The 12,772-nt window shown below is 53.4% G+C and carries 9 protein-coding genes; 2 read left to right on the forward strand and 7 right to left on the reverse strand.

What is annotated here, in order from left to right:
• Nucleotides 1–19: 19 nt before the first annotated feature.
• Together DQG23_RS19530 and DQG23_RS19535 are read left to right on the forward strand one after the other, a co-directional pair.
• Entirely contained in the window at nt 20–1,240 is a 1,221-nt protein-coding gene (locus tag DQG23_RS19530; protein ID WP_113032559.1) for an amidohydrolase family protein, read from the forward strand.
• Nucleotides 1,241–2,233: 993 nt separating this feature from the next.
• Nucleotides 2,234–3,472: an S-layer homology domain-containing protein gene (locus DQG23_RS19535; RefSeq protein WP_113032560.1), complete on the forward strand. Its 1,239-nt coding sequence runs from the start codon at nt 2,234–2,236 to the stop codon at nt 3,470–3,472.
• 426 nt (nt 3,473–3,898) lie between these two features.
• Here the strand turns inward: DQG23_RS19535 and DQG23_RS19540 are convergent, their stop codons facing one another.
• The 7 genes from DQG23_RS19540 to DQG23_RS19570 all read right to left on the reverse strand — a co-directional run bounded on the left by DQG23_RS19540 (nt 3,899) and on the right by DQG23_RS19570 (nt 12,645).
• The gene (locus tag DQG23_RS19540; RefSeq protein WP_113032561.1) at nt 3,899–4,966 is read right to left on the reverse strand and encodes an alpha/beta hydrolase; all 1,068 of its coding nucleotides are present in this window, start codon (nt 4,964–4,966) and stop codon (nt 3,899–3,901) included.
• Between the two features lie 5 nt (nt 4,967–4,971).
• Nucleotides 4,972–6,315 carry an alpha/beta hydrolase gene (locus tag DQG23_RS19545; protein ID WP_113032562.1) on the reverse strand — a complete coding sequence of 448 codons (1,344 nt, stop codon included), beginning with the start codon at nt 6,313–6,315 and terminating at the stop codon, nt 4,972–4,974.
• A gap of 24 nt (nt 6,316–6,339) precedes the next feature.
• Nucleotides 6,340–7,257: a LacI family DNA-binding transcriptional regulator gene (locus tag DQG23_RS19550; protein WP_113032645.1), complete on the reverse strand. Its 918-nt coding sequence runs from the start codon at nt 7,255–7,257 to the stop codon at nt 6,340–6,342.
• 41 nt (nt 7,258–7,298) lie between these two features.
• Entirely contained in the window at nt 7,299–9,062 is a 1,764-nt protein-coding gene (locus DQG23_RS19555) for a glycoside hydrolase family 13 protein (RefSeq protein WP_113032563.1), read from the reverse strand.
• Between the two features lie 126 nt (nt 9,063–9,188).
• Nucleotides 9,189–10,022, reverse strand: coding sequence for a sugar ABC transporter permease (locus DQG23_RS19560; RefSeq protein WP_113032564.1), 834 nt, complete (start codon nt 10,020–10,022; stop codon nt 9,189–9,191).
• On the reverse strand, nt 10,023–11,339 hold the full coding sequence (locus DQG23_RS19565; RefSeq protein ID WP_113032565.1) for a sugar ABC transporter permease: 1,317 nt from the start codon (nt 11,337–11,339) through the stop codon (nt 10,023–10,025). It lies immediately after the preceding gene.
• A gap of 13 nt (nt 11,340–11,352) precedes the next feature.
• Nucleotides 11,353–12,645, reverse strand: a complete 1,293-nt coding sequence (locus DQG23_RS19570; protein WP_113032566.1) for a sugar ABC transporter substrate-binding protein — start codon at nt 12,643–12,645, stop codon at nt 11,353–11,355.
• Nucleotides 12,646–12,772 lie beyond the last annotated feature (127 nt).

The raw sequence follows: 12,772 nt of genomic DNA on the forward strand, positions 1-12,772 counted from the left end.
CTACGAGAGGATGACGTTCATGACTACGGCTTATTGGTTGACGAATGTAACGCTGGAGAGCGGATACCGGTACGAAAACGGGGCGATCGCGGGTACGGAAACCGAGCATTGCCATCTCCTTATCGAGGACGGAAAAATCGCCCGCATCACATCGGCCGGCGAAACGCTCGAGGACGGCTTGCCTACGCAGGACGCCAAGGGCTTGCTCCTGCTGCCTTCTTTCCGGGACATGCATATCCACATCGATAAAACGTATTACGGCGGGCCATGGAAGGCCTGTACGCCGCCGGTCAATATTTTTACGAGGCTGAACGAAGAGGTCGAGCTGCTTCCTCGTCTGCTGCCGACGGCTCAGGAGCGGGCCGCCCAAATGGTCGAGCTGCTTAGACGGAACGGTACGACTCACATCCGCACCCACTGCAACGTCGATCCGATTATCGGGCTCAAAAACCTGGAAGCGACGCTGCTGGCGCTCGAATCGTTCTCCGGCAAGCTGACGCATGAAATCGTCGCCTTCCCGCAGCACGGCCTGCTTCGCAGCAACTCCGTCAGGCTCGTCCGCGAAGCGCTGCTGATGGGCGCGAATATGGTCGGCGGCGTCGACCCGGCGACGGTAGACCTGAACATCGAGAAGTCGCTGAACACGATCATGGAGCTCGCGGTGGAAGCGAATGCGGACATCGACGTTCACCTTCACGATCCGGGCCATCTCGGCACGTTTACGTTCAAAAGGCTTGCCGCTCTTACCGAAGAAGCCGGCTGGCAAGGCCGCGTGACGGTCAGCCACGGACTCGGACTCGCCGACGTGCCTCCGGAGGAGCAGCATGAGATCGCCGCCCTGTTCGCGCGCCTCGGCATCGCGGTTACGTCCACCGTGCCGATCAACCGGGCGACCATTCCGTTCCCTCTGCTGCGGGAGCATGGCGTGGACGTCTCGCTCGGCGACGACAGCATCACCGACCACTGGTCGCCGTTCGGCCAGGGTGACAGCCTGGAACGCGCGGGCCGGCTCGCCGAGCGGTTCCGCTGGAGCACGGAGCGCGCGCTCGCCGAGACGCTCGGCTTCATTACCGGCGGCAAGCTGCCGCTCAGCAAGGAAGGCGAGCGGCTTTGGCCGCTTGTCGGCGACAAGGCGGACGCGGTGCTTGTTCACGCCACCTGCTCGGCCGAAACGGTGGCCCGCCGGGCGAAGCGCCAAGCCGTGCTGTTCCGCGGGAACATCGTGTCCGGTTCGCTGTAAAGCATTGTCACAAGAAAAACGTTAGCGTGAACGTGTCCTGGGAGTTATGATTCTGCGCTTGGGTGCAGGCCAGAACACGAGATCAGCAGACCGGCTGCGCGGAACGGAGCAAGCGCAAGCGCTACCGAATCGATTGGACATGCTGCTGTTGTAAAGTTCAGAAAAGCACGTTTCGCTATGGACGGTCCAGTACTATTCGATACAAAATTTCGAGTCGAATTCATTAAGAGGAATAATGTACGGAATTCTATACGAAATTTCGAGTAGAATTCATCAAGAGGAACGTAATGTACGGTATTCTATACGAAATTTCGAATAGAATCATCGAGATGATCATTATGTTCCCAAATGTGTATGAAATTCCGACTCGATTTCAAACGGCGGTTGCAATCCCTCTCCGTCCTCTTTCTTGCTGATTTCTCGTGTTCAGGCAGGCCAGTGAGGAAAAACTCACTACTAATGAGCCTGGCCTCACTCTTTCTTGCCGTTTTCTCGTGTTCCGGCTAGACAGTGAGGAAAAACTCACTACTTGTGAGGAAAAATGCAACGAATAGTGAGTTTTTCCTTATTAGTTTGCGAAAACCGCCTGTTGCCTCGAAAACAGTGAGCCTAGTGCAGCTAGCCTCATAAACAATGAGGTTTTCCTCACTCCCTTTATCCGTATGAGGTCAGCAACGTCTTCGCCGTCTTTCAGAAGCGCGCGTTTACCGCTGTCCCAAATGGTGGAGCGGAATGAAGCAGTGCCAATATGTAACCGAATAAGCCTCCAACCACTCCAAAAGTGGTAGCGGAAGCTTATTTTTTGCTAATTTAGCACTTTAAGCGGTGCGTAAAAAAAGAAATGCTGACTTTTGGACAGCCCCAGTTTCCAATCCAATTTCCAAACTTTCCGTCTACTCGTTTTCCCATCTAACATTACGACAAAAAAGGGATATTCATCCATGTATCGAATTAACATTTAACTACATTTACATTGGGGGATATCGTAATCGTATGCGGAAAAACCTCTTGAAAATAGCTGCCGCCGGATGTGCGCTGTGCCTGCTTTGCACCACTGTAACTTATGCCGACCCGTTCACCGAAAACCGGGAAGTAACCGTTAACGTAACTGGTGTTAAAATCGATTTGAACAACCCCCCCGATCCTCTTGAACTCCACTGGGCCTTGATGGGTATCGATTCTGCCGATATGAAAGGACATTGGGCGGAACGTCTTTTCTATTGGGCTACTCGCCATAACATCATCGAAGGATATCCGGACGGCACGATCCGGCCCGACCAGCCGATGACCGAAGCGGAATTTCTAAAAACATTTTACCGTCCGTTCTTAGCGGCTTTGACCGTAGGGAAGGACTGGACGGAGAGTCTGTACAGGCATGCTTCCTCGTGGAAACATCCCGTTTCAGGCGGCAATAACACGGAGCTGCGTCATGCCCCGATATCGAGGCGAAAGGCTGCGGAAATTATAGCAGCTGCGCAAGGCGTTCGCTATTCAGGCGACGACGCCATCGTATACCTGCTCGGAAATCGGCTCGCTGCCGGAAAAACGGACGCCACATTAGAAGGTTTTGCAGGCGACGATTTCCTGACGAGAGCGGAAGCCGTCCAGTGGATACGAACGCTGAAGCTTAGAGGCATGTTTAAAATCAAAGAGGCCCCTGAGGAGCTATCCGATCCCGAACGATTGCCTGCACTTCTCGGGAAAGCGGAAGAGGAATTGCCCGATTTCGTTTATGCACCCGTTACGATCGACGACTTCCATTTTACAGACATGGATGGAAACATTACTTTCGAATTAGGCGCGACTAAAGAATCCATCGACAACCGATACGGCGATCCGGATGAACATTTGGACTTCCTTCAATTGGACGTTTACGGTTCTCTTTCCGTTCACTATGACGCAAACGGGAAAATGGAAGCTTGGAATGTGGATAATTTCACCCATCAGCCCAAACCGATCCGAACGCATAAGGGGATTGTCGTAGGCGAGAGCTCATTGTCCGACCTTCTCCGCCAATATGGGACGGCAGGAATGGAAAACGATAATATCTTGAGTTATATGTATGAAACCATAGACGGTCAGCCCACGCCCCGATTCACGGCAAAAGAAATAATCGACAAAAATAATGCGATCATCCTATCGTTCGTCGTCAATGAGGACACGTTGAAGGTTGATTATATGTTCTGCTCCCGGTATCCCTATGCCAATTTTGATTTCCTCAACAGCAATTAATCGTACGCCGTCGTCAATATGCTGGAGTCCGATTTTGCCCGCTTGGAATCGAGTCCGAATCCCTTTCCTCGCATGCAGTCCGAAAATGCCCGCTTGCTGCGGCTATTCGGCTCAGCAGACCGGATAATCCTTGCTCCAAGCAGGCGAATTCGGACTAGAGCGCAGAGGGAGGCTTGATTCCTTGCTCCAAGTCGGCAGATTCGGATTACAGCGCGTATAGCTGCCTCGCCTCGATGACAGCAGGTCTCGAATTCGGTCAAACAAAAAGCTTCCGCTACCGCTTTAGAAAACGGTATTGGAAGCTTTTTGTATAAATAATGTATGCTTAGGCGCGATCGGAGGTTGTTCCATTGGGCGGAGCGGTATAAGCCGGTTCTAAGTCCGCTCCTCTGCAATAAATGCAGCGCGCCTGCTCTGTTTGTGAGTCTACTCCCCGGAAACACGGACGATTTTAGAAGCCGACAAACCTCCGTACTCGACCGTGACCGCCGTTTCTCCTCTTAGCTTAGGCAAAATCGTTCCGTCCTCCCGTACATCAAGAACGGTATGATCCGCTACCGTATAGGCCGGCCGCAATACCGACCTCGTAAATCCGTCTGCATGCTCGGCAACCGGATTTAACCGGCAAGCCGGACCGTCGAGGCTTACCTCCTCGCAGCCGTACAAGGTCAACGATCGAAGGTCCGCCCTGACTCCAGTCCCGAACAGATGCATGAGCGGAGAGGCCAGCCTTGCCGCCCAGTCCTTCTCCACATGCTCGGCATCGGGATCGCAGTAATACGCAAGCTCATCGTGCTCCGCGTACCCCAACTCCAGCAGCTGCTCCGCAACTGCTCGGACATGCTTTTCCATCACCAGCGTCCCTTCGCGGCCGCCGAGATCGATCCAGATGCGGGAAATCGGCTGCTTTTGCCGGAAAATATGCAGCAGCGGAACTTCCGTCGATGTCTCCGGGTCTACGCAATAGAAATACGGGGACACGATAGCCAGCTTTCCGAAAACATCCGGACGGCGAAACCCGATATGGTAAGTCACCTGTCCGCCTCGCGACGACCCCATCAAAGCCGTATGCGCAGGACCCGCCTTCGTCCGAAAAACCGAATCGATATAAGGCTTTACCTCGCCGATTACGAAGCTTTCGTACAAAAGGCCTTTGGGCCGGATCGGCACTTTATCGGATGGATAAAGCACCCCTTCCAGGTCATGGGTAAACTCGTCGGCCCGCTCCATACCCATATTCGAGATGCCGACTACGATAATTTCCTCCATCAGGCCTTCGGCTGTCAACCGGTCGACCGCCATATGAACGTTCCAGGAATAACCATTGAATGCCGGATGAAAAATATTTTGTCCGTCGTGCATATACAGCACCGGATACCGCTTGACCGTGTCATGCCTGTAGCTTGGTGGCAAGTAGACGAACAAATCCCTTCGGTTGTCCAAGGCGGCCGAATAAAAGCTTTCGATTCGCAAAATCGTCGATTCATTAGTCATCGTTTTCACCCCAATAAGCGCTCGGCTTCCGTATCAACCCAGTTTTCCACCTCGTAATGCAGCAGCAATCCGTCGTCCGCCGTAAACGTCCGATACGGGATTTCCCTGCCCTGCCGATCGGTCTCGTGTTTGCCGAGCCCCCGCGAAATACGAAATACGAAAGAAACGTTTCTCGGCACCTCGAACGTGCCGCCGAACAGCCCTTCGCGAATCGGAGGCAGCTCGATGCCGGCATACAATTGTTCAGTCGGCGGCGTATTTTCCGGTACCTTCACGTACATCTGAACCGTAACCGTATCGGAAATGTGCGGAACGACAGCGATATCGAGACTCGCCGTCAATTGATGCCCGATATACGTGACCGTCGCACTGCCCTTCTTCTTAGGCAGCAAGCTTCCGTCCCCGCTTACCGCGACGATATCCGGATCGGACACTTCATAGCGGGCGTCCAAATCCGTCATCATAAAGCCGCTGTCATAGTGGACGACCGGATTCAGCGTGCCTCTCGGTCCTTCGAGGCCAATGGCATCCGGACCGTGCAGCTCGATGCGCACCGGAGTGCCGATATCACCGAAAAAGTAAAGAAGCGGCGCATGGACCCTGGCAGCCCAATCCGTCTGGGAATGTCCGGATCCGACCGCAAGGAAGTACATGAAGTCGTCTCCCGGCTTGTAGCCCGACTGAACGAGAACCTCTGCGACATGGCGCACATGCTTTTCCATAACGGTAAACCCTTCCGAATCCCCGACGTCCATCCAAATTTTCCGGGCCCCTTTCCCCGTGTACACCTCGCTTAACCAACGCTCCTCCATGGTGGCCGAATCTACGCTGACGAAGAACGGACATAACGCCCCGATTTTGCCGAAAACATCCGGGTGACGGAAGCCGATATTGTACGACACCAGTCCGCCGGCGGACGATCCCATCAAAGCGGTATTCGCTTTATCCGGCAAGGTCCGATATTCCCTGTCGATATAGGGCTTTACTTCTTGAAGCAGAAATTGCTCGTACAGCTCGCCTTGGTTCGTCGTATCGAACACGTTATGCCCGCCGGGATTCGCATGCATGTATTCGGCGATTCTTGCGTCCTCTACATGCGAAACCGCGACTACGATAATTTCCCGCATCTTCCCTTCCGCAACCAGCCGGTCCACGGTTAGATGAACGTCCCAAGACTCGCCCTTCCGATCTTGAAAGAAAACATGCTGCCCGTCATGCATATACAGAACCGGATACCGTTTCTCGGCCTGCCCTTCATAACTCGGGGGCAAGTACACGAACATATCGCGATCGTTATTCAAAATAGCCGAATGAAAATGTTTGATTTCGATTAACCGCGATGCCTTCACCGGGTGCTTCCTCCTATCCGATCCTCACGATGAAACGGACAAATAGATGAATTTGTCCGGATTGCTGTAATCCGCATCGTGAATGTTGCGGTCCATCATGTCCACAACCTGTTTATATTCGTTCAATTCGTACGTTATTTTCGCAACCTTCGCCGGCACGATGTCCGGGTAATGGCTTGTGCATAAAACGGCTATATGCTCGTGCGTCCGCAGCACTTCGTTCGCCAAAAATTCGTTGACGACGATCCCGGGACTGCCCGCCGGAATTTTGGACAGAAAGGCATTTAAGCCCTCCTTGCTTTCGTATACGTGAATCCTCGCTTCGTCCAAGCCCGACCTGCGTTTGACGATGCCGACCAGCTCGGCGTCGTTATAGGCGTCCATGACAAGAAATTCCGGCGTTTCGCCGAGCCGCGCGTTCGCGGACCGAAAGCCGTTTTCGAAATCGGGGATGATTTTGTGAAACAGCGTATCTTCGATATGGCTGTCTACGGCAAACACCGGAATCCCAAACCCGAAATAACGGGATATGGTTGCGAACCGCTCTTGATCCACGTTGATCAGGAAGACGCCGTCCAAATTCCTCTCCCGAATCATGTCGTAGGACGGAGCTTCTCCGTCGATCTGCATAAAAATGACATGGTAGCCCCGTTCGCCGCACAGCTGCTCGATCCGGTACAGCGTTTTGACGTAATTCAGATCGGACCACGGCTTCGGCTCCAAATCCTTGAACAATAAAATGCCGATCAGCCCGGTTTTTTGCAGCTTCAAGGAGCGTGCGCTCCGGTTCGTCACATAGTGCAGCTGCTGAGCGATTTTCAGCACCTTGACGCGCGTCTCGTCGGAAATGGACTGCGTCTTGACGTCGTTTAATATATAGGAAACCGTCGCGATCGATACGCCGGCCGCCTTTGCGATATCTTTGATTGTCGCTTTTTTCATCTTCTTCATCCGCCCTTGCTTAAACGTTTCAGTCGATTTAATCACACGACATCCGTTTTGTCAATCGCTCCGGGTGCAGCGAGCACAAGCCAACCGAACGGCGGCAAGCTTACGGTCATCGCAGCATCGTCCATCCGGGCCGTGCCTTTGCCCCAGATCGGAACAGGCGGCGTTTGCGTTTCGATGGCGAACGTCAGCCGTTTCTCGGCGTCGCTATGATTGAAACAAACGTAAACGTGCTCGTTTGCATGCTTTCTTCTCACGGCAAGCTGGCGGTTACGGGCATAAACGATTTCGAACGAGCCTTCCTGCAGGGCGGGATGCGCCTTCCGCAGCGCTATCAGCTCACGGTAAAAGCCTAGAAGCTCGCCGTTCTGTTTCTGCGGATCCCAAACCATCGGTTTGCGGCAGTCGGGGTCGGCTCCGCCTGTCATGCCTACTTCGTCTCCGTAATAGATGCACGGCGCGCCCGGCAAAATAAATTGAAACAATACGGCCTGCCTGACCTTTCGTTCGTCATGCGCGGTTGTGAGCAGGCGAGGCGTATCATGACTGCCGACGATATTAAACGCCGCTTCGTTCACTTGCTGCGGGTAGCCCGCCAGAAGCCGGTTGATTCGGAACGAGAACGTTTCCGCATCGATATCGTCCTTGGCAAAAAACTGAAGAACCGCTTCCGTCGCCGGATAGTTCATCACCGCATCGAACTGATCTCCCCGCAGCCAGGGCATTGCGTCATGCCATATTTCGCCCAAAATATAAAAGTCGGGCTTGAGCGACTTCAGCTCCCGGCGAAAATGCCGCCAAAACTCGTGGTCGACCTCGTTCGCCACATCCAGTCTCCAGCCGTCGATGTCGCATTCTTTGACCCAATACCGCGCAACGTCGAGCAAGTAGGCCCGCACTTCCGGGTTGGCCGTATTCAGCTTCGGCATATGGGACTCGAACGCAAAGCAATGATAGGACGGAGCCGCCCCATCGCCCGCCGGGTTGTCTTTCATATGGAACCAGTTCCAGTAGACCGACTCCCGGCCCTTCTCCAGCACATCCCGAAATGGAGCGAACCCTCCGCCGCTATGATTAAATACCGCATCCAAGATGACGCGGATGCCCCGCGCGTGAAAATCTTGAACGAGCGTCTTCAATAGCGCTGCGTCGCCGAAATGCGGATCGACCTTGTAATAATCGGCGGTATCATATTTATGGTTAGTGTTTGCCTCGAATAGAGGCGTAAAGTAAACGGCCCCTACGCCGAGCGAATGCAGGTAATCGATACGGTCCAGCACGCCTTGCAGATCTCCGCCGTAATAATCGTAAGGGCCCGGATCGTCCTGCTCCCAAGGGCGAACCTGCGCAGGGTCGTTCGTCTTATCGCCGTTCGCGAACCGTTCGGGAAAAATTTGATAAAAGACGGCCTTTTTAACCCAATCCGGCGGCTGCAGCACCTCGGTCGGCCAAATAAACGGATAATCGAAAAAGGTGAGCGGATCCTGCGGTTTTTGCTCCGAAAAGCCTTGCTCCGTATACCACAGCTTCACTTTGCCCGAAACGAGCTCGAACGCATACCGGAGCCTGAAATGCGGAGGCGTCAGCTCCGCCTGCCAGTAATCGAACAGCTCGTCGGTCGCAATCTTGTGCATATGCGTTTCGCGCACGGTGTTCGCCCAATCGTACTTATCCCCGTGTAAAGCTCTGACGGCGTGCAGATCGTCCTTTTTGGCGCGCAGCCGTATATGGACGGTATTTTCGTCGTAGGCATAACAATAGCTGTCCGCAGACCGATGATAAATCGCTTCAACGAGCATGGCTGCTCCTCCCTCCATCTTTACTGAAACCTCGTCACGAAGCGCGCTGGCACGTACTGAAGCTCGCGTTGTTCCTCATTCCTCCATACGACGGTTCGCTTCTTTCCTTCTCCCCCTTGCTTCCCGTCAGCCTTTATCGGCACCAGACGCAAGTCCGCCGATCAAATACTTTTGGAAATACATGTACAGGAATGTAATCGGCAGCGCTACGAGTACCGCGCCGGCGGCGAATAACGGGAAGCTGGAGTTCGTCTCGTTGGCGACCATATTGTACAAGCCCTGGGCCAGCGTCATTTTGTCGGACGACCGCAAGATGATTTGCGGCAAAATGAAATCCATAAACGGCGTAATAAAGCTGTTCAGCGCAACAAATGTAATGGCCGGCAGCGACAGCGGGAAAATAATTTTGAAAAAGATGTCCATATGCGTCGCCCCGTCCAAAAAGGCCGCTTCCTCCAGGCTTCGCGGAATCGTATCGAAATGGCCTTTCATCACCCACGTTCCCATCGATACGGCTCCCCCGGCGTAAATGAGCACGATGCCGAGATGGGTATCGAGCATCTTCGTTTGCAGCAGCAGCACAAAAATCGCCATGATGGACAAGAAGCCGGGAAACATTTGCAAAATCAGCAGCACCATCAAGCCTTGCTTTCTGCCCGCAAACCGGAACCGGGAGAAGGCGTATGCCGTCACCGCAACCAATGCCGTCGACAATACCGCGTTCGAAACGGCGATCTTGATCGTGTTGCCGTACCACAGCACGAAATCGGTTTGACGGATCAGCTCGACGTAATGACCGATCGTCGGATTGGCCGGAAACATGCTGCTGACCAGCAGCGCCGTGCCCGGATTGAGCGACGTTCCGAAGACCCACACGATCGGGTAGAAAATCGCTATAAGCAGCAGCACGAAAATCACGTAAATGCCGGCTACGACCAACTTATTTTTCAGCTTCGACATTCAGACCATATCCTCTTCTTGGGTAGACTTCATTCGCCTGTAATTCCATAAGGAAAACGCCGCGATGAACAGAAACATCAGGATGGACACGGCCGAAGCCATGTTGAATTGGCTCTGGTTCAGCGTCATCTTGAAAATCCACGAGATCAGCAGATCGGTGCTACCCGCGTAATAATAGCCGGTGTTGTCCGGCCCCCCGTCCGTCAGCAAATAAATCAGATTGAAATTGTTGAAGTTAAATGCAAACTGCATGATGAGAATCGGCGCGGTAGCCGTCAGCACGAGAGGCAGCGTTATGCCGACAAACTTTTGCCGTCCGGAGGCTCCGTCCACTTCGGCCGCTTCGTACAAATCGCGAGGCAGCGTCGTTAATACGCCCGACATGAGCGCCATCAGAAACGGGGTAGAGAACCACATATTAACGAGCACGACCGTTACCTTCGCCATTGTCGGATCGGACAGCCAGGGCACCGGCGCGAAGCCGAGCTTCACCAGCATATCGTTAACCGGACCGAACGACCCGTTGAGCAGTACCCGAAACACGAGAATCGAAATAAACTGCGGCACCGCCCACGGCAAGATGAAAGCCGTTCTCCAAAACCGCTTGAACCGGATGCCCGGGTGGTTCACCATCATCGCCAGCAGCAGGCCGCCGAAAAAAACCGTAGCGGTCGAAGCGCACGCCCAGGCGACGTTCCAAGCCGATATGCCGAGAAACGTCGACCTCCACGCTTCTTGAACAAACAGATCGGTAAACGTTCGAAGCCCTACCCAATCGACCAGCGAGCGGTCGGGAATATGGGCCGGCGCGGAATAATTCGTAAAGGCGATCAGCACATTGAACACAAGCGGAATCACGGTTACGAAAAGCGCGAAGCCTACAGCCGGCAAAAGCAGCAAATAAGGCAGATGCCGAAACTTCGCCGTTCGGAGAGAGTCGCCGAACCCAGGGACACGCTTTCCTTCATCGCGAATGCCTCCGTTCTTGCGGGCGTCGTAAATGTTCATCGCGTAGAAGCCCGCAAACAACAGGACAATAACGAGCGTAATGAGTCCGTTGATCAGCATAAAGATGGAATGGTCGCCCTGAACGATTTTGCCGCCGACCACCCTTGTAGGAACCGACCCCAGTGTAATAAGACCGGAAATCCCTTTATAGGCGATCGGGTAATAGTTCCAGAAGAATATCTGAGCCATAATCATGAACAGCAAGCCTTTGACGTACTGCTTGTTGTAAAGCTGGCCGAGCCCGATGAATATTGCGGAAAAGAAGGCGGCTTTCGTCCGGTGCCGCCAAGCGCCTTGATTCGATTGCATACGCAAAACCGCCTTATTTCTTCGTCTTGATTGCCGTTTTGATTTGGTCTACCGCGCTGTTCAAGACGGTGCCCGGGTCTTTATTGTCGTTCCATAGAGTGGCTAGCGCGGTGCCTGCCGGCACCCACACGTTGCCCATTTCCGGAATGGACGGCATCGGGGTGGAATACTTCGCTTGCTCCAGGAATGCGGAAGCGTTGGCGTCCTTCGTAATGATCGGATCGTCCATCAAGTCTTTTCGCGGAGGAAGCTGCTTGGTCATCTCGAAACGTTTGGACAAATTCGGCTTGCTCGTCGCATAGCTCGCAAACAGCTTTGCCGCGGCCGGATACTTCGTGTACGAATTGACGTACAGCCCGCGAATGCCCGAGAAGCTTTTCGGATGCTGGCCGTTCGGCAGCAGCGGCAGCGGAGCGACGCCGTATTCGAACCCTACTTGGGTCAGGCTCGATTGCAGCCACGGACCGTTGATTACGGCAGCCGTCTTGCCTTCCTGGAAAAAGCCCGTAATGATATTGTCGTTGATGTCATTCGTATTTAAAGGAAGGATTTGCTTAAGCGATTGTACGTATTTTGCGCCCTCGACCGACTTTTCATTGTTCAAGCCGATGTCGTTCGCGTCAGTACCGTTATTTCCAAATACGTATCCTCCGTAACCGGCAAGAAACGAATAAGTTTGATACAGCTGGCCGACATTCCACATGAACGCATACTTTTTATTTTTCGGATCGTTGTACGTAGCGGCGAATTTGACGATTTCCTCGTACGTTTTCGGCGCCGTAGGCATAAGGCTCTTATTGTAGAAAAGCGCGTACGTATCGATCGCCGTCGGAAATCCGTACAGCGCCCCGTTGTTGCTGACGCCTTCGATGGCCGAAGTCATGTATTCGTTCTTGGTCTTTTCGTCGAAAACGTCGTTCTCCAGCACAAGTCCAGCCATCACGGCATTGCCGAGATGATCGTGAGGCGCTGAGAAAACGTCTGCGCCGATTCCGGCCGGGCCGTCCGTCGTTAGCTTTTTCACGGAATCGATGGCGGGTACGGGCTCTACCTTCACTTTGACTCCGTAGTCTTTCTCAAACTGTTCTGCGACCGCTTTCAAATAATCCAGCTCCGGACCCTTCGATTCCCAAACGAGCAGCTGTGCGCCGGTCTCCGGCTTCAGTCCTTCTTGTTTGACCGTACCTTCGGACGTGCCTCCCTGCTCTTGAGCGGCCGGCGGGCTTACACTCTTGCCGCATGCGGGTAAAACCGAAACGCTGGTAAGGACGGCAAGCGCGGTAACAATCAAAGAACGTTTTGACATACGTTTCCCCCCAATGATCAACTTAATCGTTTAAGTAATGTTCGTACTGAAACGTTTAAGTTATATTTTCACCATCATAACGTGTCAGTACTTTGAAGTCAATGGCAGATACAGGATAAAAATCGGA

It is taken from the genome of Paenibacillus contaminans, from assembly GCF_003285015.1.
GTDB classification, from domain to species: Bacteria; Bacillota; Bacilli; order Paenibacillales; family NBRC-103111; genus Paenibacillus_V; species Paenibacillus_V contaminans.

Coding starts and splice junctions, on each gene's coding strand:
- DQG23_RS19530 (WP_113032559.1), top strand. CDS start 20: ATGACTACGGCTTATTGGTTGACGAATGTAACGCTGGAGAGCGGATAC.
- DQG23_RS19565 (WP_113032565.1), bottom strand. CDS start 11,339: ATGCAATCGAATCAAGGCGCTTGGCGGCACCGGACGAAAGCCGCCTTC.
- DQG23_RS19555 (WP_113032563.1), bottom strand. CDS start 9,062: ATGCTCGTTGAAGCGATTTATCATCGGTCTGCGGACAGCTATTGTTAT.
- DQG23_RS19535 (WP_113032560.1), top strand. CDS start 2,234: ATGCGGAAAAACCTCTTGAAAATAGCTGCCGCCGGATGTGCGCTGTGC.
- DQG23_RS19560 (WP_113032564.1), bottom strand. CDS start 10,022: ATGTCGAAGCTGAAAAATAAGTTGGTCGTAGCCGGCATTTACGTGATT.
- DQG23_RS19550 (WP_113032645.1), bottom strand. CDS start 7,257: ATGAAAAAAGCGACAATCAAAGATATCGCAAAGGCGGCCGGCGTATCG.
- DQG23_RS19540 (WP_113032561.1), bottom strand. CDS start 4,966: ATGACTAATGAATCGACGATTTTGCGAATCGAAAGCTTTTATTCGGCC.
- DQG23_RS19570 (WP_113032566.1), bottom strand. CDS start 12,645: ATGTCAAAACGTTCTTTGATTGTTACCGCGCTTGCCGTCCTTACCAGC.